This window comes from Pontiella sulfatireligans (assembly GCF_900890705.1).
In the GTDB taxonomy this organism is placed as follows: Bacteria; Verrucomicrobiota; Kiritimatiellia; order Kiritimatiellales; family Pontiellaceae; genus Pontiella; species Pontiella sulfatireligans.
In genome coordinates, this window is record NZ_CAAHFH010000001.1 from 3,244,534 (window position 1) to 3,271,445 (window position 26,912).

16 protein-coding genes are annotated in these 26,912 nt (G+C 58.6%); 6 read left to right on the forward strand and 10 right to left on the reverse strand.

All coding sequences use genetic code 11. The features are described 5' to 3' along the window. Positions 1-213 precede the first annotated feature (213 nt). Together SCARR_RS11365 and SCARR_RS11370 are read right to left on the reverse strand one after the other, a co-directional pair. Positions 214-585, reverse strand: coding sequence for a hypothetical protein (locus tag SCARR_RS11365; RefSeq protein WP_136061697.1), 372 nt, complete (start codon positions 583-585; stop codon positions 214-216). 94 nt (positions 586-679) lie between these two features. Then, the gene (locus SCARR_RS11370; RefSeq protein WP_136061698.1) at positions 680-1,915 is read right to left on the reverse strand and encodes a BaiN/RdsA family NAD(P)/FAD-dependent oxidoreductase; all 1,236 of its coding nucleotides are present in this window, start codon (positions 1,913-1,915) and stop codon (positions 680-682) included. A 114-nt stretch (positions 1,916-2,029) separates the two neighbouring features. On the opposite strand from SCARR_RS11370, the gene SCARR_RS11375 reads away from it, so the two are divergent. Continuing rightward, a complete protein-coding gene (locus tag SCARR_RS11375) occupies positions 2,030-3,007 on the forward strand; it encodes a hypothetical protein (protein ID WP_136061699.1) in 978 nt (325 codons plus the stop codon). A 6-nt stretch (positions 3,008-3,013) separates the two neighbouring features. On the opposite strand, the gene ruvA is transcribed toward SCARR_RS11375, so the two are convergent. Further along, positions 3,014-3,607 (reverse strand): Holliday junction branch migration protein RuvA, encoded by a 594-nt coding sequence (gene ruvA / locus SCARR_RS11380; protein WP_168433247.1) that lies wholly within the window; start codon positions 3,605-3,607, stop codon positions 3,014-3,016. 306 nt (positions 3,608-3,913) lie between these two features. On the opposite strand from ruvA, the gene typA reads away from it, so the two are divergent. The 3 genes from typA (at position 3,914) to SCARR_RS11395 (ending at position 10,871) form a co-directional block, all read left to right on the forward strand. Further along, positions 3,914-5,725: a translational GTPase TypA gene (gene typA, locus SCARR_RS11385; RefSeq protein WP_136061701.1), complete on the forward strand. Its 1,812-nt coding sequence runs from the start codon at positions 3,914-3,916 to the stop codon at positions 5,723-5,725. Between the two features lie 177 nt (positions 5,726-5,902). Then, positions 5,903-9,427 (forward strand): class I SAM-dependent DNA methyltransferase, encoded by a 3,525-nt coding sequence (locus SCARR_RS11390; protein WP_136061702.1) that lies wholly within the window; start codon positions 5,903-5,905, stop codon positions 9,425-9,427. 310 nt (positions 9,428-9,737) lie between these two features. Further along, entirely contained in the window at positions 9,738-10,871 is a 1,134-nt protein-coding gene (locus tag SCARR_RS11395; RefSeq protein WP_136061703.1) for a PDDEXK nuclease domain-containing protein, read from the forward strand. A 194-nt stretch (positions 10,872-11,065) separates the two neighbouring features. On the opposite strand, the gene SCARR_RS11400 is transcribed toward SCARR_RS11395, so the two are convergent. Further along, positions 11,066-12,199, reverse strand: coding sequence for a J domain-containing protein (locus tag SCARR_RS11400; RefSeq protein WP_136061704.1), 1,134 nt, complete (start codon positions 12,197-12,199; stop codon positions 11,066-11,068). A 379-nt stretch (positions 12,200-12,578) separates the two neighbouring features. Here SCARR_RS11400 and dnaE point away from each other — a divergent pair, with 379 nt between their 5' ends. Continuing rightward, positions 12,579-16,142, forward strand: a complete 3,564-nt coding sequence (dnaE, locus tag SCARR_RS11405) for a DNA polymerase III subunit alpha (protein WP_168433248.1) — start codon at positions 12,579-12,581, stop codon at positions 16,140-16,142. A gap of 64 nt (positions 16,143-16,206) precedes the next feature. Continuing rightward, the gene (locus tag SCARR_RS11410; RefSeq protein WP_136061706.1) at positions 16,207-17,115 is read left to right on the forward strand and encodes a lysophospholipid acyltransferase family protein; all 909 of its coding nucleotides are present in this window, start codon (positions 16,207-16,209) and stop codon (positions 17,113-17,115) included. A 71-nt stretch (positions 17,116-17,186) separates the two neighbouring features. On the opposite strand, the gene SCARR_RS11415 is transcribed toward SCARR_RS11410, so the two are convergent. The 6 genes from SCARR_RS11415 to SCARR_RS11440 all read right to left on the reverse strand — a co-directional run bounded on the left by SCARR_RS11415 (position 17,187) and on the right by SCARR_RS11440 (position 26,892). Further along, positions 17,187-20,309 (reverse strand): efflux RND transporter permease subunit, encoded by a 3,123-nt coding sequence (locus SCARR_RS11415; RefSeq protein WP_136061707.1) that lies wholly within the window; start codon positions 20,307-20,309, stop codon positions 17,187-17,189. Further along, on the reverse strand, positions 20,309-21,448 hold the full coding sequence (locus SCARR_RS11420; protein WP_136061708.1) for an efflux RND transporter periplasmic adaptor subunit: 1,140 nt from the start codon (positions 21,446-21,448) through the stop codon (positions 20,309-20,311). Before SCARR_RS11420 ends, SCARR_RS11415 begins: the two co-directional genes overlap by 1 nt. A gap of 29 nt (positions 21,449-21,477) precedes the next feature. Further along, the gene (locus SCARR_RS11425; RefSeq protein ID WP_136061709.1) at positions 21,478-22,086 is read right to left on the reverse strand and encodes a TetR family transcriptional regulator; all 609 of its coding nucleotides are present in this window, start codon (positions 22,084-22,086) and stop codon (positions 21,478-21,480) included. 69 nt (positions 22,087-22,155) lie between these two features. Beyond that, positions 22,156-22,383, reverse strand: coding sequence for a hypothetical protein (locus tag SCARR_RS11430; RefSeq protein WP_136061710.1), 228 nt, complete (start codon positions 22,381-22,383; stop codon positions 22,156-22,158). 57 nt (positions 22,384-22,440) lie between these two features. Then, positions 22,441-23,844, reverse strand: coding sequence for a TolC family protein (locus SCARR_RS11435; RefSeq protein WP_136061711.1), 1,404 nt, complete (start codon positions 23,842-23,844; stop codon positions 22,441-22,443). Positions 23,845-23,853: 9 nt separating this feature from the next. Further along, on the reverse strand, positions 23,854-26,892 hold the full coding sequence (locus SCARR_RS11440) for an efflux RND transporter permease subunit (RefSeq protein ID WP_136061712.1): 3,039 nt from the start codon (positions 26,890-26,892) through the stop codon (positions 23,854-23,856). Positions 26,893-26,912 lie beyond the last annotated feature (20 nt).

Below are 26,912 nucleotides of genomic sequence, written 5' to 3' on the forward strand. Positions count from 1 at the left end.
TGCTTATCCTTATAAAGGGTGGTGTTTTCACTCATATTAAACCTCGTATTGGCTCGAATAAAATAGCGGGGTAATTTGGGCACTCCCCCCATTCAAGTCAAACCCTTTGCGTGTATAAATAAGGGATTTCAGCCCATAAAAAGGAACGTTGCGGACATACAATCGAAGCAGACAACAATCGAGCTGAAAAGGCTCTGGATTAGACGGATCCAACTAGTCGCTATCTTCCATCAGCCATTCCAAGGCCTCTTTCTTGGAGGAAAACAGTTTAACCCGCTGTCCCTGTATCCCGCAGAGGGTTTCATACAGTTCATAGCCACTGGTTCCGGGCGAAGCGAGCACCGCACGTTTCAGGTTGGCGGTCAGTGGAGAGGCATTAGCCATTTTGGGGAATTGCATGATATCCATGGCAGAAACCTGCAGCTCGGCGGTGCGGGAATCACTGAGCAGTCGCTGACAGCCGGTTTCTTCCAATATCGGCAACAGCGCCGCAATGTATTCGCGCGTCAGCTGCATGGTCACCTTGCCGATGAAAACGGCAAAAATGCAGTCTTCCTCTGAATCATACTGAATTTCAAATGGCATAGCTCTATCTCTTGCTGTTCATTGAGACTGTAGCGGATATTCCAAAAATGGGAAGCTCCCTCTTCCCTCAAAACAGAAGTAAGGCGCAAAGCAATTAAGCATTTTCGCCGGCCACCCACCCTGTGGTCCAGCACAGCTGGAGCGAATAACCGCCGGAGGGGCGGCTGATGTGCAGCAGGTCCCCCACCACATAAAGGTTGGGGTGCAGCCTCGACCGCATGGTGCGCGTGTCGATTTCCGTCAGGTCAATGCCGCCGTCGCAGACCACCGCCCAGTCATACCCCATCGTTCCGGCCACGGTCAGCGGAAGCCCCTTGAGCACTTGCACGATGGTTTTGCGCTCGTCCTGCGTAACCACGTTCACCTTTTTTTCCAGCAGCTCCTCCGGAAGCAAAGCCGTAAGCGCCCGCGCCATGCCGGCCGGAGCAAGAGCCTTGACCGTATTGCGCACCATCTTGTTTTTATTGTCGTCGAACACCTCCAGCAGACGACGGTCGACCTCGTGGATCTCCAATCCGGGAAACAGATCGATGGATGCCGCCACCGGCCCGTACTTGAGGAGCGCCTTCACCTCGTGCGCACTGTTGAGGATCAGCGGGCCGGAAAGGCCGAAGTGGGTGAACAATATTTTGCCCGCCTTAACCACCTGCCCGCCGTTGGCGGCGGTAAAGGTGATCTTCATCGGTCCGAGCGTGGTGCCGGAAAGATCCTTCACCCATTGCTCGTTCACCCGTAGCGGCACCACGTCCGGCGTGGCGTCGAGCACGGTGTGGCCGACCTCCCGCAGCCAGCCGAAGCCGTCGCCCGTCGAGCCGGTGGCCTTATAGGACGCACCGCCCGTAGCCAACACAACGCTTTCGGCCTTGAAGGGCCCGCGGTTGGTTTCGATGCCGGCAACGGCGCCGTTTTCGACGAGCAGATGCTTCACTTCCACCCCGAAGCGGATATCCACATCGTGCCCGCGCATGTATTCCTCCAACACGCGGACGACATCACCGGCCTGCTCTGTTTTCGGGAAGGCGCGCTTGCGGTCCTCCACCATCAGCGGCAGGCCGCGCTCCTCGAAAAAATCGAAGGTTTCCTGCACCGCGAAGCGCGAAAACGGCGAAAAGAGAAATTTGGAGGCGTTGCCGAAGAACGAGAGAAAGGTGCGGACGTCGAACTCGGCGTTGGTAATGTTGCAGCGCCCGCCTCCGGTCAAATTGAGCTTTTCGCCCAGCATACGGTTTTTTTCGACCAGCAGCACCCGGCGCCCATATTCCGCCGCATGCCCGGCGGCCATCATGCCGGCGGGCCCGCCGCCCACAACGATTACGTCAAAAATTTCCATGCGCGGGAATCTAGCAGATCGATTATGCGTTGCGATGCAATTTATGGCGGCCTTGCGGTTGTACAAGCCCGCCAAGGTTTTGTAAGGTCTCGGCATCTTTTAATGGGGGTGACTATGAAAACAATAGCTATGCTGTGCGGCCTGATGGCCTTAACGTCTGCGCTGGCAGACTCCGCGTTTGTCGATTTCAGCACAAAAATGGTGTTTCCACAAAAGCTTGGCGGACTGCCCTTTGACCGGGTTGAAAAATATGACAACGAGGCCTTTGGCTACAGCGTCTTCTATGCCCAAGGGACCTTTCAGGCGGAACTGACCGTCTGCACGCTGGGAAAAACGGACATCCCGGACGGACCAGAAGGCGATGCCGTCACCCTGGCGTTTCAAAGCGCGGAAAGTTTGCTGAAAAAAAGCCAAGCGAACGGCAACATCTCAAAGCTCCGCAAACGCGGAGGCAGCGTGATCCCGAACCGCGGCGACATCCGCTTTGCCAACACCATTTTCCAGTATGACCAGCCCCGCATAACGGCGGGCGTCTCCAACAGCGTTCCAAGAATCCTTTCGGTCTATCTAACCGGCTCCAAGAGCAATCTGATCAAGCTCGACCTTCAGTTCGACATGCAGGAGAGCAAACGGGCCAGCGACCTGTCGAAGGAAATGCTCAAGCAGCTCATCGGCATCCTATCGGCCCAACCCGACGACGATGCGCTGCTTATGGCCGCCTGCGACGCCCTGCTCCTTGATCCCGCCAGCTACGCCGGACGCACCGCCGCCCAATATGTGCTGGCGAAAGCCCAGACCATGGACGATCTCAATATATACACCCATCTCTTTGTCTGGCCGGACGGATACCAAAAGCCCAAGACCGCCGACCTGCTGGTGGCCGCCTATTTTGCCGGCATGCTTCAAGTGGTGGTGCCCCAGAAACTTGAATCCGGAGGCGAGTTCGAGGCCTTCGTCGCCATGCTCAACAGCTACGGGGTGATGCGCGCCAAAGACGAAATCACTTCCATCCCCGAATTCGACGAATGGGCGAAAGCCTCTGACAAAAATGCGCTGTACGAACAGCTGCTGTACACCGAAGTGGAAGAATAACTCCGCTTACTTCGTCAGCGCCATCCGGATCAATTGCTCTACAGTCGTCTCGGGCGTCAGCTGCTTGGCCACGCCTTTGATCATGTTTGTGGCGGCGTCGGGCTTATGGCCAAGGGCGCTCAGCGCCAGCGCGGCATCGCGCATACGGTGGTCGCCGGATTCCATTTCAGCCGGGGCAAAGGCATCGAGCTGTTCCGCATGGCTAAACTTGTCGCGCAACTCCACCACAATGCGTTCGGCCGTCTTCTTGCCGATCCCCGAGATCGATGAAATACGCTTAACATCGCCATTCACCAACGCGTTCTTCAACTCGCGCACCGGCAGGCCGCTGAGCGCACTGACCGCCAGCTTGGGGCCGACCCCGCTGATGGTCAGCAAGCGGATGAACATTTCGCGTTCGTCCTCGGTGCAGAAGCCAAACAGCTTTTGGCTCACATCAGTAATGTGGTGATAGATCAAGATACGGCACTGCTCCCCCGCCAACGGCAGCCGGTCGTAGCTGCTGAGCGGAATAAAAACCTCGTAGCCCACCCCGCCGACGTTCATCTCAACGCGTGCGAGCTGCTTGTTGTCTAATCTACCTTCTAGAAACGTAATCATGTTCGGGACTTTGCCGAAAGAAGCCGGCAGAAGACAGCCCTTTTTTCCGCGATCGGCAAAAACCATCCCCCGCAATAAACCACACCGGTTTAGGCGTGGTTTTTCGGGCCCGCCATTTATTCTTATGTTTCATTGCTTTTTGAGCGGAAAGCTATATGTTCGCGCCTCATTTTCGTTCCTGTTGGACAGGAACAGTTAACAGAAAACCGTTATTTGTTAAGTGGTGGAGAGCGTTGAGGCGCTTTTTCATGCTGACGATTAGCTATTAACGATTAAAGCGGAGCTGCGGCTCCGCCGGAGCTCCAAATGGCCCAGGAAATTAGAAATATCGCGATTATCGCGCACGTTGACCACGGCAAAACCACGCTGGTGGACGAAATCATCAAACAAGCGCACCTGTTCCGCGACAACGAAGACATGCAGACCTGCATGCTCGACAGCAACGACCTCGAACGCGAGCGCGGCATCACCATTCTTTCGAAAAACATCAGCGTCGTCTACAAAGGCGTAAAGATCAACGTCATCGACACCCCCGGCCATAGCGACTTTGGCGGCCAGGTCGAGCGCGTGTTGAACCTCGCCGACGGCGTGCTCTTGCTCGTGGATGCGGCCGAAGGGCCGATGCCGCAGACCCGCTTCGTACTCGACAAAGCGCTGGAGCTCAACCTCAAGGCGGTCGTCATCATCAACAAGATCGACAAGCCCGATGCGCGCCCGGACGTGATCCACGACAAGGTCTTCGATCTGTTTGCTGAACTCGACGCCAACGACGATCAGCTCGACTTCCCGATGCTCTATTGCAGCGGCAAGGATGGGTGGGCGGACAAGGTTTTGGACGGCCCGCGCAATTCGATTCTTCCGCTGATGGACGCCATTCTCGAATACATTCCCGCCCCGGAAGTCCGCGAAGGCCCCGTGCAAATGCAAGTGACCTCGCTCGACTACAACGACTACGTCGGCCGGATCGGCGTCGGCCGCGTCTACCGCGGAACGCTCAACACCTCCACCCCGCTGATGCGCGTCTACCGCGACGGCACGGAAAAGAGGGCCGCCATCAAACAGCTTTTCACGTTTGAAGGGCTCACCCGCGTGGAGGTGGACGAAGTGCCTTGCGGCGACCTCTGCGCCATCGTCGGCATCCCCGACATCGACATCGGCGACAGCATCACCGATTTCGACCACCCGGAAGCGCTGCCCCCCATCAGCATTGACCAGCCCACCCTTTCCATGGTGTTCACCGTCAACGACTCCCCGTTCTTCGGGAAGGACGGAAAATATGTCACCAGCCGCCACCTGCGCGAACGCCTGCTCAAAGAAACCGAGCGCGATGTGGCGCTGCACGTGGACGTCGGCTCCGGCGATTCGTTCCGCGTCAGCGGGCGCGGCGTGCTGCACCTCTCGATTCTGATCGAAACCATGCGCCGCGAAGGGTTCGAAATGTGCGTTTCCCAGCCCCAGGTTATTTTAAAAGAAAAGCACGGCAAAAAAGAAGAGCCGATCGAAGTTCTGCACATCGATGTTCCGAATGAATATGCCGGCAAAGCGATCGAACTCGCAGGCACCCGCAAAGGCGAAATGCTTGATATGGAGCAGCACGGCCTCCGCAAAATGATCCGGTTTCAGATTCCGACCCGCGGCCTGATCGGCTTGCGCAGCAAAATGCTCACGGCCACCGCCGGCGAAGCGATTGTTTCCCACCGCTTCCTGCGCTACGAGCCCTACAAAGGGCCGATCCAGCAGCGCAACAACGGCGTGCTGGTTTCCCAAGGCAACGGCGACACCGTGGCCTTTGCCATCGACGCGCTCCAGCTGCGCGGCACGTTCTTTGTCACCCCCGGCGAAGCCTGCTATGAAGGCATGATTGTGGCCGAACACTGCATCGACAAGGATCTGGTGGTCAACATCCAGAAAGCCAAAGCCATGTCCAACGTCCGCGCCTCCGGCACCGACCGCGCCATGAAGATTGCACCGGCGCAGGTCAAGAGCCTCGAGGAGTCGCTGGAATACATCGCCGCCGACGAGCTGGTCGAAATCACCCCGAACAACATCCGCCTGCGCAAGCGCCTGCTCACAGAGAACGACCGCAAGCGCAACAGCCGCAAAAAAACGGACGACTAGACGGCCCGGCACCAAGCCAAGCCAAACGCCCGGTCATTGGCCGGGCGTTTTTTTGTGCATGGCTTTTCACGAATCATTCCAGGAACCTCCACCAAACTTTCACCCCATTTTTCTTTTGCTCCTCGGCTGTGCTGTTTATTCTTTTAAACAGTTTTTCATCAATGACACGGGGGCGACATGGGAGCAGTACAATCATTCATCGAGCGCTGGAGCAATTCCGGCGCGGCCGAGCGCGCCAACTGTCCGATTTTCCTTTCCGAGCTCTGCACGCTGCTCGACGTGCCCCCGCCGGAACCCGCCACCCCGGACACCACCCTCAACGCCTATGTCTTCGAGCGCGACGTCGCCTTCCACCATGGCGGCATCGGACGGATCGACCTCTACAAACGCGGATGCTTCGTCCTCGAAGCCAAGCAGGGCGCCGATGCGGCCGGCGCGGCGGATCCGCTGGAAAAAATTGCGCAACCCGCAAAGAAGCTCAAAAAGGGCACCGCCAAGCGCGGCACCGTGGCGTGGGACGACGCCATGCTGCGCGCCCGCGGACAGGCCGAGCAATATATCCGCGCGCTCCCCGCCTCCGAAGGCCGCCCGCCGTTTTTGGTCGTCGTCGATGTCGGCCACTCCATCGAGCTCTACTCCGAATTTTCCTGCACGGGCGGCGCCTATGTCCCCTTCCCCGCCCCCGGCAGCCACCGCATCTTTCTAAAGGATCTGGAGCGCGCCGACATCCGCGAGCGCCTCCGGCAGGTTTGGGAAGAGCCGCTCGAGCTCGACCCCTCCAAACGCAGCGCGCGCGTCACCCGCGAGATTGCCGACCATTTGGCCGCGCTCGCCGTATCGTTCGAAGCCGACGGCCACCCCGCCGAACAAACCGCCGCCTTCCTGATGCGCTGCCTCTTCACCATGTTTGCCGAAGACGTCGGCCTGCTGATGCGCAACAGCTTCACCCGTCTGCTCGAAAGCCTGACCGACACCCCCGAACATTTTGTGCCGATGGTCGAAGAGCTCTGGCAAAAGATGGACACCGGCGGCTTTTCCACCACGCTGCGCACCAACATACTCCAGTTTAACGGAGGCCTCTTTGCCGAAAGCGCCGCGATGCCGCTCACCCAAAACCAGCTTCTGCTGCTCATCGAAGCCGCCCGCGCCGACTGGCGCGATGTCGAGCCCGCCATCTTCGGCACCCTGCTTGAACGCGCGCTCGACCCCGTCGAACGCCACAAGCTCGGCGCGCACTACACCCCCCGCGCCTACGTCGAGCGCCTCGTCCTCCACACCGTCATCGACCCCGTCCGCTCCGAATGGGAGTCCGTCCGCATTGCCGCCGCCAACCTCGCCAGCCAGGGCGAAATGAAAAAGGCCGTCGCCGAAATCCGCAAATACCACCGCGCCCTCTGCCATATCCGCGTGCTCGACCCCGCCTGCGGCAGCGGCAACTTTCTCTACGTCGTCCTCGAACACCTCAAGCGCATCGAAGGCGAAATCTTCGACACGCTCTTCACCTTCGGCGAAGGGCAGGGCTCGCTCGACATGGCCGGCGAAACCGTCGATCCCCACCAGCTCCTCGGCCTCGAAATCAACCCGCGCGCCGCCGCCATCGCCGAGCTCGTCCTTTGGATCGGCGCATTGCAATGGCACTTCCGCAACCGCGGCAACGTCCAGCCCGCCCAGCCCATCATCCGCAACTTCCACAACATCGAGTGCCGCGACGCCCTCATCGAATACGACGCCAAGGAAGAAGTGCCCGGCGCAACCCACTGGGACGGCCGCACCACCAAGCCCCATCCCGTCACCGGCAAGGAAGTGCCCGACGAAACCGCCCGCATCCCCGTCTACCGCTATTCCAACCCGCGCAAAGCCGTCTGGCCTCAGGCCGACTACATTATCGGCAACCCGCCCTTCATCGGTGACAAGGCCATGCGCCAAGCCCTTGGCGGCGATTATGTGGACACCGTCCGCAAAGTCCACTCCGACGTCCGCGAATCGTCCGACTTCGTCATGTATTGGTGGAACCACGCCGCCGGGCTGCTTGTAGGTGGGATCGTTGATCCCGCGTCTGCTGCTGTAGGTGGGATCGTCGATCCCGCTTCGTCCGGGGCGGGGTCGCCGACCCCACCTACAAAACGCTTCGGCTTCGTCACCACCAACTCGCTGCGCCAAACCTTCAACCGCCGCGTGCTCGAAAAACACATGGCCGCCAAAAACCCCGTATCGCTCGTCTTCGCCATCCCCGACCACCCGTGGGTCGACGCCGCCGACGGCGCCGCCGTCCGCATCGCCATGACCACCGCCGCGCCCGGCTCCGCCGCCGGCATCCTCCAGCACGTGGTCGCAGAAAAAGGCGGCGACGGCGAGGGCTACGAAGTAAAGCTCGATTCCAAAACCGGCACCATCCATCCCGACCTTTCTATTGGCGCTGACGTTACCAGCGCCATTCCACTGAAGTGTGGAAAAGGGTTGAATTCAAACGGTATGATGCTGGCTGGATCGGGGTTTATCGTTACACCTGAAGAAGCAAAGCAGTTAGGCTTGGGAACGATTCAAGGATTGGAAAATCACATTCGCGACTACCGCAACGGAAAAGACCTCACGAACAAACCGCGTGGCGTGATGTTAATTGACTTGTTTGGCCTTACTCCCGACGATGTGCGCGGAAAATACCCTGCTGTCTATCAATGGGTACTCGAACGGGTCAAGCCGCAGCGCGATCAAAACAAGCGAAAATCCCTAAAGGAAAAGTGGTGGACATTTGGTGAACCGAGAAAGGTACTACGTAAAGCGATGGTTGGTTTACCTAGATATATCGCCACGGTAGAAACCTCGAAGCATCGCTTTTTCCAGTTTCTGGATGCGTCGATTCTTCCAGACCACAAACTCGTGAATATTGCACTGGAAGATGCCTTCCATCTCGGCGTGCTCAGCAGCCGCATTCATGTAGGCTGGGCAATGGCCAACAGAAGCAATCTTGGCGTTGGCAACGACCCCGTTTATGTCCAATCAAAATGTTTTCAAACATTCCCCTTCCCGGAAGCGGCGGAGGAGCAGCGGGCGCGTATCCGGTCGCTGGGCGAGCAGCTCGACGCGCACCGCAAGCGCCAGCAGGAACAGCATCCGGCGCTGACGATGACGGGCATGTACAACGTGCTGCAAAAGCTCCGCGCCGGCGAAGCGCTCACCGCCAAAGAGCAAACGATCCACGAACAAGGTTTGGTTTCCGTGCTGATGCAGCTGCACGACGAGCTCGACGCCGCCGTCGCCGAAGCCTACGGCTGGCCGGCCGATTTGCCGGACGAAGAAATTCTCGAACGCCTCGTTGCGCTCAACGCCGCCCGCGCGGCCGAAGAAGCGCACGGCCAAATCCGCTGGCTCCGCCCCGCGTTCCAATGTCCGGAAGCCGTGCAAAACGAGCTGAACGTAGACGGAGCTTCCAGCTCCGTTCAGCATGAGCAACGCGCGTTGATAAACCCAACGAAGCTGGAAGCTCCGTCTACGAAAAAACAACCCTGGCCCAAAGCCTTGCCCGACCAAGTGCGCGCCCTCCGCACCGCCCTCGCGACCTCGCCGTCGCCCGCCACCGCCGAAGAGCTCGCCCGGCGTTTCAGCCGCGCCCGCACCGACCGCGTTGCCGACCTGCTCGAAACCCTCGCCGCCCTCGGCCAAGCCCAGCGCATGGACGGCGGGCGGTATTGCTCAAGTTCGTAATCCCGCCTTTAGGCGGCCAATCCGCAGAACCAATCCTCCGAAACCGCCTTGTTTGGGACTTCATGACTTATGGGGGAGGGCGACGCTCTGTCGGAGCCGTTCGGCGGATTGGCTCGGACAGAGCCTCGCCCTCCAGTCCCGTTCATGAAAAATCCAGCGCAGCTGGTGGGGGGACTAAAGGCGGAACTACAAACCTTATTCATAAACCTTTACGGGACTACAAACTTTTATTCTCACTCTTATGCGAGTAAACATTTTCATGTAAAAGGGTGCTTTGATTGCTGTGAATACGGAAGGATGGGAATGAGCCATGGATGAGGTTTTTGATTTTAATTCACTGGTCGCGCTGTGTCGCGAAACACATACGACGATGCAGCAGCGTGCGGCTCGCTCCGTCAATATCGAGCTGGTGGTGCGCAACTGGCTGTTTGGCTGGTATATTGTGGAATATCAGCAGAACGGTGCGGATCGGGCGGAGTATGGACGCTCCGTTTTGAAAAAGCTTTCGGTTGCGTTAACCGAAAACCTAGGACGGGGCTTTTCCGAACGCTCATTGGAGCAATACCGCAAATTTTACCAGACCCATTTGGAGATTTCGCAGACAGTGTCTGCGAAATTCAAAAGTCCCTTTGCATTGAGCCTTTCCGAAGGAGCTAAAATTCCGCAGACACTGTCTCGGATTTCTTTGACCGTGCCGGAATTAACGCAAAAATTCGAGTTGAGCTGGTCGCATTATGTCAGTCTCCTGACGGTCGACCATCCGGAGGAGCGCCGTTTCTACGAAATCGAGGCGGCGTCCAATAGCTGGAGCGTGCGCGAGTTGGAGCGGCAGATTGGCAGTTCGCTCTACGAACGACTGGCTTTGAGCCGCAATAAGGAGGAGGTCCGCACGCTTTCCAAGAAGGGCTTGGTGCTGGAAAAAGCCGCCGACCTGATCAAGGATCCTCTGGTGCTGGAATTCCTGGAACTGGAGGAACGGACGTCCTATTCCGAGGACGAGTTGGAAGAAGCCATCATCGACAAACTGGAGCAGTTCCTTCTGGAGCTGGGCAAGGGCTTTCTCTTCGAGGCGCGCCAAAAGCGCTTCACCTTCGACAACGACCATTTCTACGTCGATCTGGTTTTCTACAACCGCTTGCTGCGCTGCTATGTCCTGCTGGATCTCAAACGGGACAAACTCACCCACAAGGATCTCGGCCAGATGCAGATGTATGTTAACCATTTTGACCGCCATGTGAAAACCGAAGACGAGCAACCCACCATTGGCATTGTGCTTTGCCACCGGAAAAACGATGCGCTGGTCGAACTGACCCTGCCGAAGAATGCCAACATTTTCGCCTCCAAGTATCAGCTCTATCTGCCCTCCAAAGAGGATCTCAAAAAGCAGCTGGAATCCATTACCGAAGAGCTGGAACGGGACGGTGCGCGGTATTCGGGATCGTAGACGCGACGCCCTCGTCGCGTTCCGCACGCCCGGCCTCTGCACCGAAACGCGACGAGGACGTCGCGTCTACGAAAAAACAATCCTGACCCATCACCCTGCCGGATCAAGTGCCCGCCTGCTTGCGGGATCGGCGGCCTAGCCTCCCGCGGCCAAGCTTCGCCAACAAGTCCGTGCGTTTCAGCGGAGCAGCCGGGCTAAAAGAAATCGAACAGGCCCTGATCGTCGTTTTGCGGTTCGGGCGGCTTTGCTGATGCCGATTTTTTTGCGGGAGCGCGTTTTTTCGGCGGGGTTCGCTTTAATGCGGCCGGCGGATTCCGCATCGCCTTCAGCTGGTTTTTGTGGTCGTTCAGCAACCGGGTAAAATATCGGATCTCCGTTTCAAGTTCCCGATTGTGCTCCTTGAGCACCCGCTGCTTCTTGGGTTTGCTCCAGGTCAAGAAGCCCCATTCCGGCTCGCGCTTGGCATCCCGGATGGCGCGACGGAAGCGGGTGCAGGCTTTTTTGTAGTAGGCAATCCCTTTTTGAATGGAAGACACCGGCGCGGATTTTGTGCTTTCGGTGTCGAGCAGATCGCAACGGGCATCGATACGTTCGAGGGTTTCGAGGTCGAGGTTTTCATAGGCCGCCTGCGCAGCATGCCAGAGCTCCAGCTGGACGGGCGTGGCGCCGCCGGCTCCATCGGGATGGAGCTGCCGTGCAATCCGGCGGTAGAGTTCTTTTATCGTCTTCTCCTCCCGGCAGAGGCGTTCATCGCGGGGGGAATGAATCCGGCCCCGGTTTGACGAGGCTCCGTTGGCCATCTCTTCGATAAAGGCTTCGATGTCCTCAAAAAATGCGTCGTCAAAATCATCCTCTTCGTCGTCGCCGAACGGATTGGAGCTGGATTCGGAATGGGCAGAGAAGACCGGCTCGAAAAACTCCTCATATCCCTCGGGGATCTTTCCGTTGGTTTCAAAATACAACACGGCGGCATCCGCGCATTCCTGCTGCGTGCGCTTCGGATAAAAGTCGAGCAGGTCAAAGGTGAGATTCAGGGTGCCTTCGAGCACCGAGATTTCAGCGCGGATCGTCCTGTATTTTGTTATAGCCGGCCCGCAATGGGTCTGAATCCATTGCTGGTGCGCCTGCACTTCCTCCTTCTCAAATTTTTCCAGCTGGGCATCGAGAGCGGCGCAATTGGTTTTCTGCCGATCCAGCTTTTTGAGTTCCCGTTTTCGGATTTCCGCCGTGTTCAAGGGAACCAGCGCACGGCAGGTGGAGTAAACGATGCGCGGGCGTTGTGGTTTCCGAGAGGGGATTCTTGCTTTCGTGGCAGGACTTTTCGTCATAATCAAAATGGGGCTATACGTAGTGAAACAGAGAAAACGAGGGCAAATCTACGGGTTGGAAAAAGAAAATCAACCTGTTTTTTTTGAATCCCGCCCGCGTCAGCCTCGGCCATGCGGTTTTCGGGATCGTAGACGCGACGCCCTCGTCGCGTTCCGCCTTTAAAAGATTTGTAGTTCCGCCTTTAGGCGGCCCGCCCGCAGAGCCCATCCTCAGAAGCCGCCTAAAGGCGGAACTACAAACCCTTTCACGAACCTTTCACAAAACTTTCCCGAAAACGCTAGGGAAAGCCCGAAAACGGCCAACGCTTCAAACTTTATTCTGGGTTTTGGGCGCGCCGGATTTTATCCTGTTCGTTTTCCAATGATTAAGGGGATTTCCGTGAGTAGCGTTCCATTTTGCCATCTGCATTTCCATACCTGCTACAGCTTGCTCGACAGCACGGTAAAGGTAAAACCGGCCATGAAGGCGGCGGCCGACATGGGCATGGAATATTTGGCAATGACCGACCACGGCGTGCTGTTCGGCGCGGTGGAATTCTATAAATCGGCCTATGCGGCGGGCATCAAACCCATTATCGGCTGCGAGGTCTATCTGGCCCGGCACGGGATTGAATTCACGAAAAACTCGACCGACCCCGCAATCCGCTCGCAGCGCAACAACATGCACCTGGTGCTGCTGGCCGAAACGCAGGAAGGCTATGAAAACCTCGTGAGGCTCGTTTCGATTGCCCACCTCGAAGGCGTGCACTACAAACCGCGCATCGACAAGGCCCTCCTGCGCAAATACAGCAAGGGACTGATCGGTCTAGCCGCCTGCCTGCGCGGCGAAGTGACCGAGGCCTGCAAAGACGGCGATCTCGACAAGGCGGAAGAACTGGCGCGGGAATATTCAGACATCTTCGGCGAAAACAACTTTTTCCTCGAACTCCAGGACCACGGACTGGCCGACCAGAAAACCGCCAACAAAAACATGCTCGAGGTCGCGAAGCGGACCGGGCTTCCGCTGGTGGCCACCAACGACGTCCACTATATCCGCCAAGAGCATGCCGAGGCGCACGACGTCTTGATCTGCCTGCAGCGCGGCGATCTAGTGGCCGACCCGAACCGCCACCGCTACGAGGGCGACCAGTTTTACATGAAGAGCGGCGAGGAAATGGCCGCCCTTTTCCCTGACCAGCCCGAGGCCATTTCCAATACGGTCGAAATCGCCAAGCGTTGCAACGTGGAATTCTTTTTCCCCGAAAAAGCCGAAGACCTCCACTTCCCGTTTTTCCCGCTGCCCGACGGCTTCGACTCCGACTACGACTACCTAATCCATCTCGGCAAACTGGGCTTGAAAAAGCTGTACGGCATCGACGACCTCGACAATCCGACCACGGAGTATGAAGAGACGATTAAAACGCGCTTCTACTACGAAGTCGGCGTCATCAAAAAGACCAACTACATCAACTATTTCCTCGTCGTCGCCGACTTCATTCAGTGGGCGCGCGCGCAGGGCATTCCGGTCGGCCCCGGCCGCGGCTCGGGTGCGGGATCGATGCTGGCCTATTCGCTGGCCATCACCACCATTGAACCGCTGAAGTATAACCTGATTTTCGAACGGTTCCTCAATCCGGACCGTGTATCGCCCCCCGACTTCGACATCGACTTTTGCCCGACCAAACGCCAGTCCGTCATTCAGTATGTGCGCGACAAATACGGCGAAGAGTGCGTGGCGCAAATCATCACCTTTGGAACGCTCGGCGCCAAGACGCTGATGCGCGACCTCGGCCGCGTGCTCGAAATCCCCCTGCCCTACTGCGACCGCCTAGCCAAAATGATTCCCGAAACCCCGGGCACCACGCTGGAAAAAGCGCTGGCGGAAAGCCCGGAATTCAAACAGGCCACGCGGAGCGAACCCGATGCCCAGCGCATCATGAAATACGCCCGCCTGCTCGAAGGCCTGCCGCGCCACACCGGCATGCACGCCGCTGGCGTGGTGATTGGCGAAAAGCCGCTGATCGAAATCATCCCGCTTACCCGCGAGCCCAAGGAAAAGCTGATCGTCGTTCAGTTCGAGAAAGGTCCGACCGAAGAGATCGGCCTGCTGAAGATGGACTTCCTCGGGCTGAAAAACCTGACGATCATCTACGAAGCGTGCTCGCTGATTAAGCGCAACCACGGCATCGACGTCGATCCGGAAAAGCTGGAGATCGACGACGAGAAAACCTTTGAGCTACTGGCGCGCGGCGACACCGTCGGCGTCTTCCAGTTGGAATCCGGAGGCATGCGCGACACGCTGCGGCAGGTAGCCCCCGACTGCATCGAAGACATTATCGCCATTCTCGCGCTCTACCGCCCGGGGCCGATGCAGTTCATCCCGACCTACATCAAGCGCAAGCACGGGCAGGAAAAGGTGGAATACGACCATCCCCTGCTCGAAAAAATTCTGAAAGAAACCAAAGGCATCATCGTTTATCAGGAACAGATTCAGCAGGCCGCCCAGTCACTGGCCGGCTTTACGCTCGGCGAAGGGGACATTCTTCGCCGCGCCATGGGCAAAAAAAAGCCCGAAGTGATGGACCAGCAACGCGGCAAATTCGTTGACGGCTGCAAGACGACCAACAACATCGACGCCAAGCTCGCGAACAGCATTTTCGACAACATTACCGAATTCGCGAAATACGGCTTTAACAAATCGCACTCCACGGCCTACGGCTTCGTGACCTACCAGACCGCGTGGCTCAAGGCGCACTATCCCGCCGAATTCATGGCCGCCCTGCTCTCCGGCGAAATGGGCAACTCCGACAAGCTCACCGGCTTTATCAGCGAATCCAAGGAAGTCGGCATCGATGTGCTGCCGCCCTCGGTCAACGAATCGATCGGCCGCTTCAACGCCGTCCAGGACGGCAGCGGCATCCGCTTCGGCATGGCGGCCATCAAGGGCGTCGGCGAAGGCGTGGTGGAAGAGATCGTCAACGACCGCGATGAAAACGGCCCGTACGCCGGACTGATGGATTTTTGCTCCCGCATCCCCGGCGCCAATAAAAAGGTGATTGAAAGCCTGATCCGCTCCGGTGCATTCGACTTTTGCGGCATCCACCGCGCCCGGCTCTTCAACGGCATCGAAACCGCCATCGGCCGCGCCGCCGAGGCGCTGAAAGACAAAGCCGCCGGCCAGGTTTCCATGTTCGACCTCATGGGAGGCGCCGCAGAGGAAGCCGGCAGCAGCTCCGACGAAGAACTGGCCGACGTTCCGGCGTGGTCGGAGTCGGACCTGCTCGCCGCTGAAAAAGAGCTGATCGGCTTCTTTATTTCCGGCCATCCGCTGGCCCGCTACGAATGGGTGCTCAACCAGTTTGCCCTCAAGCGCATGAAAGACCTCCAAACCTTGGCGGCCGGCGAGCGCACCCGCATGGGCGGCATGATCACCGAAATGCGCAAGCTCTATACGAAGAAGGATCAAAAACCGATGGCCAGCTTCCGCATCGAAGGGCTCGAAGGCTCCATCAATGCCATTATATTCCCCACCGCTTACGAGGAATACGGCCTGCTGCTCGAAGACGACGCTACCGCCATGTTTGGCGGCATCATGATGGAAGAGGACAGCGGCGACCTAAAGTTTCAAGTGCTGGAAATCTTCCCGCTGGAGCAGGCACCCGGCATTTTCTGCGACCGCGTCAGCATCCGCCTGCCCGAGATCGGCGTGAACGAAGAGGTGATGGAAACACTCAAAGTGGCGCTCTCGGAATTCCGGGGCAACACGCCGGTGGACCTCTGCATTGAATTCGTCGATGGCCCCAGGGTGTTCATCAACACCGACCACACCTTCAAGGTTCGCCCCTGCGCCGAGCTGGAACATAAAATTGAGCATACCATCGGCGAAGGACTCGTCTACATCGCTTCCAAGTCCGACCCGTTCAAGAATCCGCCCAAAGAGCGCAAGTGGGGAAAGAAGAAGTGAAACGTGAAATTTGAAACCGGAAACTTGAAAGCCCAATACGTAATACGCAGTACGCAATACGCACATGAAACATAGCGCCAAACACATCTCTGAATATGTCCTGCTCGTTCTCGCAGGGGGCTTGGTGCGCATCCTGCCGCTGCGGGTTGCTCTGGCGCTGGGCTGGTTGGTGGCGGCGGGCATGCATTACATCGGCGGCTTCCGCAAAGAGGAGGCGCACCGCCGCTTGAAGAGCGTCTATGGCGACCGCTTTTTGGAACAGGAAATCAAACGCATCGCCTGGCTCTCGTGGCGCAACCTCTGCTTCAACGCAGTCGAGGGGATCCGCTTTTCCAAGATGACGATTGAGGACGTGAAAAAGCAGCCCTTGGCCGACGTCATTCCCGCACTGCTTCAAGCCCTGGAAAATGAAGAGCAAGGCTACATCTTCGCCACCGTCCACATGGGCAACTGGGAGATGGCCGGCGTATCGGCCGACCTCGCGGGCATTCCTATTTTCTCCATCGCCCGGCGCCAGAAAAACCCGCTGACCGATGCCTATCTCAACCGCGCGCGCAACGCCTTCGACATGGAAATGATTTCGAACGACTCCAAGGTGCTCAAAGGCATCATCCGCCGCATCAGGGCCGGCAAAGTGCTGGCGATCCTGCCCGATGTCCGCAACAGCACCGAAGCGCTCAAGATCAACTTCCTAAACAGCGAAGCAAACTTGGGGGCGGGCACGGCCCTCTTTGCCCGCCAGTGCAACTGCCCGATCTACCCCGCCGTCGTCCGCCGCGTCGGCTGGACCAAGCACGACGCCGTCATCTTCGATCCCATCCGCCCCGACGCATCGCTCGACAAAACCGACGACTGGCAGCGCATGATGCAGCAAATGATGGACATCTTCACCGAAGAGATCGGCAAAACCCCCGAGCAATATTTCTGGTACAACAAGCGCTGGGTGCTCCAGCCCCTCAAAAAACGTAAGTAGAGGCGTGGGGCCGGATTGCCATTTCATTGCTTTCGTTCCTCAAGCCTCGCTTCGCGTCCGATGCCACGAAATCATTCGCCCTTCTTTCCAAAACGGTCGTGGGTCCTCTCTGCGATGGTTTGGAACAGCACGTAGAGCGCCGGGACCAGCACGATCCCGAACAGCGTTGCAGCGAGCATACCAAAGAATACGGTCGAACCGATGGCGCGACGGCTTGCTGAGCCGGCGCCTCCAGCAAACACCATCGGCAGCACGCCGAGGATGAAGGTGAACGCGGTCATGAGCACCGCCCGAAAACGCTGCCCGGCTCCATCGGCCGCGGCTTCGATGATGGAGAGCCCTTCTTCACGGCGCGCCTTGGAAAACTCGACAATCAAAATCGCGTTTTTACTGGCGAGGCCAACGAGCAGAATAACCCCGAGCTGCGCATAAATGCTCAGCGGCAGATGGACTACCAGCTTCAGTCCGGCCAACGCGCCCAGCACCGCCACGGAGGTGGAGAGAATGACGGGCAGCGGCGTCGTCCAGCTTTCATACTGCGCCACGAGAAACAGGTAGGCGAAAACGACGGCCATCAGGAAAATGAGATTGGTCGATCCCGCCACATTGGCTTCCTGATAACTCAGGCCGGACCAGTCGAACGTGTAGCCCTCCGGCAACGCGGTTTCCGCAATTTCCGACACCTTGGCCATGGCATCGCCGCTGCTGATGAACGGCAGCGGAAAGGCCGTGATCCCCGCCGCTGCAAACTTGTTGTAGCGCTCGACCATGCGGGGAGCGAGAGTGATGTCGGCCTTCACGAGACTGCCCAGCGGCACCATGGCTCCGGTGCGGCTCTGCACATACAGGCCATCCAGTTCCTCAATGCTTTTGCGGTAATCCCAGTCCGCCTGAACAATCGCTCGGTTAACCTGGCCGTCAAAATTGACGTCGTTGACGTAGAGCGAACCCAGATAGGTCTGCAGCGCGCTGAAGATGGCATCCACCTTCACGTTCATCAGCGAGGCCTTCACCCGGTCAACATCCAAATAGAGGTGCGGCGTGTTGGCCGAATAGGCACTGAACCCAAACATGATTTCAGGAGCCATAAAGAGCTGCATCAGGAAATTATTCATGACGGCCTGGAGCTGCTGCGGCCCTTGGCCGGCCGTGTCCTGCAGCCGGATGTCCAACCCGCCGCTGACGCCCAGTCCCATAATGGCTGGCGGCACAAACAGGTTGAGCTGCGCCCCCGGAACCGCGGACAGCCTGGCCTGCAGCTTTTGCAGGATGGCCGTCACATGCAGCTCGGGCGATTCGCGCATGCTCCAGTTATCGAGGCCAAACATAAAGAACGCCACGTTTTCCGAGGATCCGCCCATCGGACTGAAGCCGGTCACTTGGATGGCATAGTCGATGCCTTCCTCGTCCTGAATCGGAGTAAGCACTTCGTCGAGCAATGCTTCGGTGCGGGCGCGGGTCGCCCCTTCGGGCAGCTGGGCCATCCCGAAAATAATGCCTTGGTCCTCTTCGGGCAGGAATGCCGCCGGGCTCATCTTGAATAGGCCGTATACGCCGCCAAAGACGCCGAGCAGAATCAACGCCGTCATCATGAGGCGGCGCGCCAGGCGCGTACTGCCGGAAACATAGCGGCCGCGCACGCGGCTCAAGCCGGTATTAAACCACCGCAGCGGCCCATGCTGCTTCGGCTTCACCCGATGCAGCATCGTGGCGCACAGCGCCGGGCTCAGCGTCAGCGCATTTACCGTAGAAAAAAATACCGCCGCCGAAATGGCCACCGCGAACTGCTGGTAGATCTTGCCGGTGATGCCCGACATGAAACCAATCGGCACAAAAATGGAGAGCAGAACCAGCGTGGTGGCAATCACCGCACCGCTCACCTGCTCCATCGCCTTGATGGTCGCCGCTTTGTGGTCGAGCCCTTCGCTTTCCATCAGCTCCAGCACGCGTTCCACCACCACGATGGCGTCGTCCACCACGAGGCCGATGGCGAGCACCAGCCCAAAGAGCGTCAGCGTGTTGATGCTGTAGCCGAGCGCGGACAGCACGAAAAAAGTGGCGCACAACGACACCGGAATCGTGATCGAGGGAATCAGGGTGGCGCGCCAGTCCTGCAGGAATACATAGCAGACGATGACGACCAACAGGAACGTCAGCAGCAGCGTCGTCACGATTTCGCGGATGCTGGTGCGGACAAACTCGGTGGCGTCGTACGGGAGCACGCTTTCGAGCCCGGCCGGATAATGCTTTGCCAGCTGATCCAGCTCGGCCTGGATGGCATCCATCGTGTCGAGCGCATTGGAACCGGGCGTGCGGCTCATGCCGATCGCCACGCAGCGGGCTCCGTTGTATTTTGCAGAAAAGAGGTAGTTGTCCGCCCCCTTCTCGATGCGTGCAATGTCCCTCAGATAAACCACTGCGCCATCGTCCCCGGTGCGCACCACAATATTGCCGAAGGCTTCGGTATTGTTTAGGCGCCCTTCGGCCGTCAGCGTGAAGGAGAGCTGCGCCGTGCCGTCGTCCGGCGAAGTGCCGATGGAACCGATCGAAGCCTGCAGGTTCTGCCCCCGAATAGCGGCCACCGCATCATCCGGACTAATGCCCAGCGCCGACATGCGGTCGGAGTCCATCCAAATGCGCATGCTGTATTTCGGCCCGTAGACCTGGGCCCGGCTGATGCCGGGAATGCGCTCCAGCGCGGGTTGAATCATTTTATAGGTGTAGTCGCTCAAAAACAGTTCATCGCGGCTGCCGTCGGGCGACCGCACGGTCAGGAAGCCCAGCATGTCGGACGATTCGGTTTCAACCGTCACGCCCTGTTGCACGACCTCGGTCGGGAGCAGCGGTTCGGCCTGCGTCACACGGTTCTGCACCTTGACCTGCGCCATGTCCGGATCGGTGCCGACCGCAAAGGTGATCGTTAGTGAATACGAGCCGGAGTTGTCGGATGTCGACGACATATAGAGCATGTCCTCGACCCCGTTGACGGCGTCTTCGACGGGCCCTGCCACCGTAGCGGCCAACACCTCGGAACCCGCACCGGGATACATCGCACGGACGACCACCTGCGGCGGCGTGACCTGCGGATATTGAGAAATCGGAAGCGATGAGATCGAGAGAATGCCCGCCAGGGTCAACACGATGGCCACGACGCCGGCGAGGCGCGGACGCTCGATGAACACGCGCGAAATCATTAGAGCGCCTCCTGCAGGGCGACTTGGACCGTTATGCCCGGAGCAGCTTTTTGCACGCCTTCAACCACCACGCGGTCGCCTGCCTCCAACCCGGAGAGAACCACAAAGTCGGACTCGATCGACTGGCCCAGCTGCACTCGGGCGCTGCCTACCAGCCCCGCTTCATCCACCGTCAGCACATAGGTCCCCTTTGGGTCCATCAGCACCGCTTTCTGCGGAATGCGCAATCCCATCGGGCGCTCCGGCGTGCCGAGCAGGATGGTTACATAACCGCCGGAAACGAGCATGCAGTTCGGGTTTTCAAAGACATAGCGCACCGCCATGGTGCCAGTGGTGGAGCTGATTTCATTATCGTCAAAATCCTTCTTGCCAACCAATGGAAGCATCGTGCCGTTAGGCAGACGAACCTTGGCCACCATGCCGTTCACGGCACCGTCGATCTCTTGCTGGCGCAGGTTTAGAAAGGCGCGGTCCGTCAGAGAAAACACCACGCGGATCGGATCCACCTGAACAATGCGCGCCAACGCGTCGGAGCCCGATGTGACATAGTTGCCCTTCGTCGCCATCGCCATGCCGATGCGACCGCTGATGGGCGCGCGGATTTCAGAGTATGCCAAATCGATCTGCGCCAGGTTCAAGTTCGCTTCGGCCTGCTTCACCATCGCTTCGGCTTTCAGCAAATCGCTTTCGGCCGCATCAACGTCCGACTGCGAAACGCTGCGCTCGCCCGCCTTGTGCATGCGCTCCACAAACTTATTGGCATGCACCCGCACAGCCTGAGCACTGGCCAAATTGGCCTCCCGAACCTCGACGATGGCCTGATACTGGCTTTGATCAATCGTGAAGAGCAGATCGCCCTCCTTCACAAATGAGCCTTCCGTAAAATGAACCTGGTCGATGTAGCCGGCCACCTCGGATTTCACCATGACCTCCTGAATGGGCTCAACCGCACCGATATATTCATCGAGCACATCCAGGGGAACCGCCTTCAGCTCCATGGCCGCCACGATCGGGGGCGGCATTTGCCCCATTCCCATCATCCCCGGAGGCGGCCCGCCCGCCGGAACAAACCGGCTGACCAAAAAGCCCAGGCCCATCAGCGCAACCGCTCCAACAATTTTTCCAATCACTTTCAACATCAGATCTCTCCTATCTCCAATTTTTCGGCTCAGCCAGACAGACTGCTGAACAGCAGGTCAAAACTCGCAATCAACACTTCCACATATTTTTTCCGGTCATATTCCGCATACATCGTAAGATTCATTGCTCCCACCCACGAGGAGGCAAAACAGAGCGCAAGATCCCGCGCATCGCGCTTCTTGCTTAAGGCGCCATTCTCCTGCAGGTGGAGCAGCTTTTGCTCAAACAACTTCAGCGGGTCGCCGCGCAATGCCGCCAGCCTTTCATGAACTTCCGCCATCAGCTCAGCTGACCACTCAATTTGAAAACCGCAAAAAAACTCAAACTTCCAGGACTCGTCGTCATCCGCAATGGCCGTGACCAGCTCGACGACCGTATCGCGCAGCTCCGCCAAGGTTTCCGGCATCGCATCCTTATAACGCGCACACTGCTTTTCTTCACCGTAGGCCACCACAGCCGCTAAAAGTTCAGGCTTTGTTTTAAAATGCCAATAAACCGCCCCTTTCGTCAGGCCGATCTCGCTGGCGACATCCACAAACGTTGCTTTTGAATAGCCTTTTTCCGAAAAAACCTTCAGCGCGGCATCTAAAATGCGCTGGCGGGTTTTCTCCGCTTCTTCTTTTGTTTTCCGGGCCATGAGAGCTCCTTAAATTCGCGGGCATATATACATACCTACCAAAAGGTATGCAACGGGATAAATATGAAATCAGGCCTTCATGCTGCGGTGCGGCACGCGTTCTTTCCGGACCACGCGCAGGGATTGAACAAAGGGGAAAAAGAGCAAAGAAGCCACGCCGAACACCCCGGCAGCAATCGACACCAGCAGCGCCGAAGCAATAAAGGACATGCCTGTCCACGCAGTAATTTGGTGCGGCAACGTTGCTCCGCCCAACGGCACAAGCGACCACACCACGACCAACAGAAACAAAACCAACGTGGACGCCCCCGCCAAAGGGGAGAAACGGGGGACGGCGTGTTGCGGGGAGAAAAACTACATGGTTTCCAGAATGCGGCCGGTTTCAATCTCGAGCGTATTGAGCGAAAGCTGATAGGCAATGAACGCGCGGGCATGTGCGCCCTTTGCACGGACAAGGTCGGTTTGCGCTTCGTTAAGGCGGGTGATGGACGCCACCCCGGCCTTGTAGGACTTTTCCACGCTGTCGCGAACACGGGTGGTCAGCTCGTAGATCTTCTCTTGCCGCTCAAATACCGCGCGAGCGGTATCGGCCTCGTCGATCCGCCTCCGCAGCTCGGAGCGGATGGAGAGCCTCAACGATTCGCGTTGCTCTTCGAGCGCTTGCAGTTCGGCTTGCGCTTCTCTTACCTCGTTGATCTTGCGCCCGCCGGTGAAAAGATCCCATTGGGCGGCCACACCGACAAATGAATCGTAGTTTCCGTGCCGCCCGGCGGTTGAATAGCCGTCGCGGTCAACATAGTCGAGAGAGCCGGTCAGCGAAACCTCCGGCAACCTCCCGCCTTTGGCCGCCCTCACCTGCTGGGCCATCGCAAGCCGGCCGTATTCGAGGGCCTTGTAGTCGGGGCGGTGGCGGAGGGCAAACTGCAGCTCGACCTCCAAGCCGGGCACGGGATGGAAGGACGCAAACCGAATGGACGCCGGTTGCATCGAATCGGACAGACGGGCCTCGGGCAGCGCCATCAACTCGGCCAGCACCGTACAAGCCGTCTGATAGCTGAACTGCGCCTGTAGATAGCTGCTCTCTGCCTGAAGGGCGCGAATGGAAAAGTTAAACACATCAGCCTCGGGCGTGGTGCCGGCATTGAAGCGCTTTAGGGCATCCTCTTCGAGCGTTTGGTTAAAGCGCTCGTCTTGTCCGGAAATCTTCATGTTTTCGGCGGCCAGTTGCGCTTGCCGGAAAGAGACCGTTGCCGAGAGAATCAACAAGCGGCGGGTTTCGTCGGCGGCCTCCTGCGATCGCTGCACATTATATTTTGCCGCCAGCGCCTGGGCGCGACGGGCAAAGCCGTCGAACAAGAGCCAGTTGGCCTGCAGGCCGGCGGCGCCCTGCTTCATGCTGTCCGAGACGCGGGTCTGCGGATTAAAATCCGGGTGCAGGCTCGCATCGACGTGGCCATAGCTTCCGTTGAACGAAACCTGCGGCAGATAAGCTGAACGCACCTGCTTCAGCACGGCATCCGCCGCCACAATTCGCTGCAGCGCTTCACTAACCGATGGGTTGCTGGTCAAGACGGCCTCGCGCACCTCGGCCAGTGCCATGCCGTTGGTTTGCGAATATCCAAGCAAGGGGGCCAGCAGAGCGAACAGGAACGAGAATTCGGCCACAAAAGAACGAAAAGGACACAAAAAACTCTTCCTTCCTAGCTTTTGCAGCCGCTGCGCTTTTTTGCAGCTAATCAATTCAGTAACAGGCTTCATGGGTTTCTCCTACAAATGTTTCGGGTCGACTTTGATGCGGTAGACCAGCGTGTAGACCACCGGCACAATGATCAGCGTAAGGAACGTGGCGGCGAAAAGGCCGCCCATGATGGTGACCGCCATGCCCGAATAGAGCGCGTCGGTCAGCAGCGGCGCCATGCCGAGAATCGTTGTTCCGGCCGCCATGACGACGGGGCGCACGCGGCTGACGGATGAGTCGAGCACCGCTTTGTAGGGCTCGACGCCACGTTTGAGCTGCAGCTCGATTTCGTCGATCAGCACCACGGCGTTTTTGATGAGCATGCCGGAGAGTCCGAGGAAGCCGAGGATGCACATGAAGCCGAACGGGAAGCCGGTGAGCAGCAGCGCGGCCGTTACGCCGATGATCGAGAGCGGCACGGTCATGAAGATGATCAGCGGGCGGCGCACCGAGTTGAACAGCCAGACCGTGATGACAAACATGCCGAGCAGGCAGATCGGGAAGATGGCGGCCAGCGGCGCCTGCGCCTCGGCCGATTCCTTGAACTCGCCGGCCCACTCGAAACGGTAGCCGGGCGGCAGTTCGATAGCCTCGATCTGCTCCGCCACTTTGAGGCGCAGCGTGTCAGCCAGGCCATAGACCGGGTTGCAGCGCGCGGTGATGGTGTTGCGGCGGTCGCGGCGCATGACATAGGGCCACTCCCACTCGTTTTCCATGCCGCTAACGACCTGGTTGATCGGGATGAACGCGCGGCTCGTCGAACTCCAAACCTGGACATCGTTCAAGTTGTCGACCGTCGTTCGCTCGGATTCCGGCGGGCGGACCATGATGGGGATCAGCTCGTTGCCTTCGCGGTAGAGGCCGGTGACCGTGCCGTTGAAGTTGAGCTGCAGCGCCGAGGCCAGGTCGGCGCGCGTTACGCCGACGCGCCGCGCCTGCGTTTCAGAATAGTGAGGGCGCAGCACCTGCACCGGCTGGCGCCAGTCGAGACGGGCATCCTTTGCGGTCGGTTCGGCGCGCATGATTTCGAGCGCCTGCTTGCCGAGGCTTTCGAGCACCGCCTTGTCCGGGCCAAAGAAGCGCGCCTCCACATAGAAGGCCATCGGCGGCCCGTTTGGAATGGTGCTGCAGTAGGGCTCCGCCTCCGGACAGTTTTCCTTCATGTAGATATCGATCTCCTTCACCAGCCGGTCGATGTCGTGATAGTCGTCGGCCTCGACGAGCACCATGCCGTAGCTCGGGTCGGGGGTTTCGTAGTTGTACAAAAGCATGAAACGCAACGTGCCCTCGCCGGCATACGAGCTGGTCTGCTTGACGCCGTCAAGCGAGCGGATATAGGCGTCGATTTGGTCGAGATCCTCGGCCGTGCGGTTGATGTGCGTGCCGGCGGGACGCCAATAGTTGATGTAGAAATAGGGCGTGGGCGATTCTGGAAAAAAAGTCTGCGGCACTTTCTTGAAGCCGGCCACCGCCGCCACCAGCAGCACCACCGTGGCCGCAACGGCGATGACGCGATGGTGCGCGACGGCGTGCAGCATCTTGCGGTAGCGGCGGAACATCGGCTTGTCGTACGGATCTTTGCCGTGGGTGTCCGGAATCTTCAGGAACCAGACGCAGAACAGCGGCGTAACGGTTACGGCCAGCACCCAGCTGAACAGCAGCGACATCATCATCACGTCGAAGAGCGAACGGCAGAATTCGCCGACGTTGCCCGCCGAAAAACCAACGGCGGTAAACGCCAGAATGGAAATCAAGGTGGCGCCGAGCAGCGGCCACTGCGTGTCGCGCACAACGTCGAACGCCGCCTCTTCGCGGCTTTCGCCGCGCGCGACGCGGATCAGGATTCCGTCGGCCACCACGATGGCGTTGTCCACCAGCATGCCGAGCGCAAGAATGAGAGCGCCGAGCGAAACTTTCTGAAGTTCGATCTCCAACACGAACATGCCGAGCAACGTGCCGCAAATGTTGAGCACCAGCACCGCGCCGATGAGCAGTCCGCTTTGCCAGCCCATGAAGAACATGAGCAGCACGACCACAATCACCACCGCCTCAATCAGGTTGAGCACGAAACCGTTCACCGCCCCGGTAACCATTTCGCTCTGATAGTAGATGGAGTGCAGTTCGATGCCTTCCGGCTGCATCAGCTCCAGCTCGGCCAGCTTTTCCTTGATCGACTCCCCCATCGCAACGACGTTGCCGCCCACCACGGTGGAGATGCCGATGCCAATGGCCGGCTCGCCGTTGAAACTCATGATCTGCCGTTTCGGATCATAGTAGCCGCGGCGGATGGTCGCAATGTCGCCGAGCCGCACCAGCTCGCCGCCGTTGCCGACATAGAGATCGGCAATCAGCTGCTCGCTGGCAAAATCGCCGGTCGGCGTGATGCGGATATAGTTGCCGTCGATCTCCACCTTGCCGCTCGGCTGCACCGCGTTTTGCGACTGCAGCGTGCCGGCAATCGCTTCCGGCGAAAGGCCGAGCTCCGTCAGCCGGGCGCGCTCAAACTCAACAAAAACCATTTCCTGCTGCAATCCCCAAAAGGCAATCTTGGCCACATCGTCGCAGTGGAGCAGCTCGGTCTTCAGCTCCTCGGCATAGGCCTTAAGGTCGGCGTAGGTGTGGCCGGCTCCGGTCATCGCGAAGAATACGCCGTACACATCGCCGAAATCGTCGTTGACGATCGACGGTTCGGCGCCGGGCGGCAGCTCGCCTTGCATGTCGCTGATTTTTTTGCGCAGCTCGTCCCAGATTTGCGGGAGCTCCGTGCTGTTGAACGCGTCTTGGATATCGACATAGACGATCGACAGGCCGTCCATCGAAGTGGAGTAGACCTCCTTGAGCTGGCTCATCGACTGGATGGCCTCTTCGATCGGGTCGGTGACCTCTTCTTCCACTTCGGACGGACTCGCGCCGGGATACTGCGTAACGACCAGCGCGGTCTTGATGGTGAAGTTCGGGTTTTCGAGACGGCCCAGTTTCCGGTACGACATAAAGCCGGCCATAATCAGCAGAATGGTCATCACAACCATCACTGTCCGTTTGTTCAGTGCAAATGATGCGGGGTTCATCAACGGTTCCTCTGTACGCC

What these genes read in the sequence shown, in the direction of transcription:
- SCARR_RS11410 (WP_136061706.1), top strand. Translation starts at nt 16,207, where the DNA reads ATGAAACATAGCGCCAAACACATCTCTGAATATGTCCTGCTCGTTCTC.
- typA (WP_136061701.1), top strand. Translation starts at nt 3,914, where the DNA reads ATGGCCCAGGAAATTAGAAATATCGCGATTATCGCGCACGTTGACCAC.
- SCARR_RS11390 (WP_136061702.1), top strand. Translation starts at nt 5,903, where the DNA reads ATGGGAGCAGTACAATCATTCATCGAGCGCTGGAGCAATTCCGGCGCG.
- SCARR_RS11420 (WP_136061708.1), bottom strand. Translation starts at nt 21,448, where the DNA reads ATGTTGAAAGTGATTGGAAAAATTGTTGGAGCGGTTGCGCTGATGGGC.
- SCARR_RS11440 (WP_136061712.1), bottom strand. Translation starts at nt 26,892, where the DNA reads ATGAACCCCGCATCATTTGCACTGAACAAACGGACAGTGATGGTTGTG.
- SCARR_RS11435 (WP_136061711.1), bottom strand. Translation starts at nt 23,844, where the DNA reads ATGAAGCCTGTTACTGAATTGATTAGCTGCAAAAAAGCGCAGCGGCTG.
- ruvA (WP_168433247.1), bottom strand. Translation starts at nt 3,607, where the DNA reads ATGATTACGTTTCTAGAAGGTAGATTAGACAACAAGCAGCTCGCACGC.
- SCARR_RS11400 (WP_136061704.1), bottom strand. Translation starts at nt 12,199, where the DNA reads ATGACGAAAAGTCCTGCCACGAAAGCAAGAATCCCCTCTCGGAAACCA.
- SCARR_RS11415 (WP_136061707.1), bottom strand. Translation starts at nt 20,309, where the DNA reads ATGATTTCGCGCGTGTTCATCGAGCGTCCGCGCCTCGCCGGCGTCGTG.
- SCARR_RS11425 (WP_136061709.1), bottom strand. Translation starts at nt 22,086, where the DNA reads ATGGCCCGGAAAACAAAAGAAGAAGCGGAGAAAACCCGCCAGCGCATT.
- SCARR_RS11375 (WP_136061699.1), top strand. Translation starts at nt 2,030, where the DNA reads ATGAAAACAATAGCTATGCTGTGCGGCCTGATGGCCTTAACGTCTGCG.
- SCARR_RS11365 (WP_136061697.1), bottom strand. Translation starts at nt 585, where the DNA reads ATGCCATTTGAAATTCAGTATGATTCAGAGGAAGACTGCATTTTTGCC.
- SCARR_RS11395 (WP_136061703.1), top strand. Translation starts at nt 9,738, where the DNA reads ATGGATGAGGTTTTTGATTTTAATTCACTGGTCGCGCTGTGTCGCGAA.
- SCARR_RS11370 (WP_136061698.1), bottom strand. Translation starts at nt 1,915, where the DNA reads ATGGAAATTTTTGACGTAATCGTTGTGGGCGGCGGGCCCGCCGGCATG.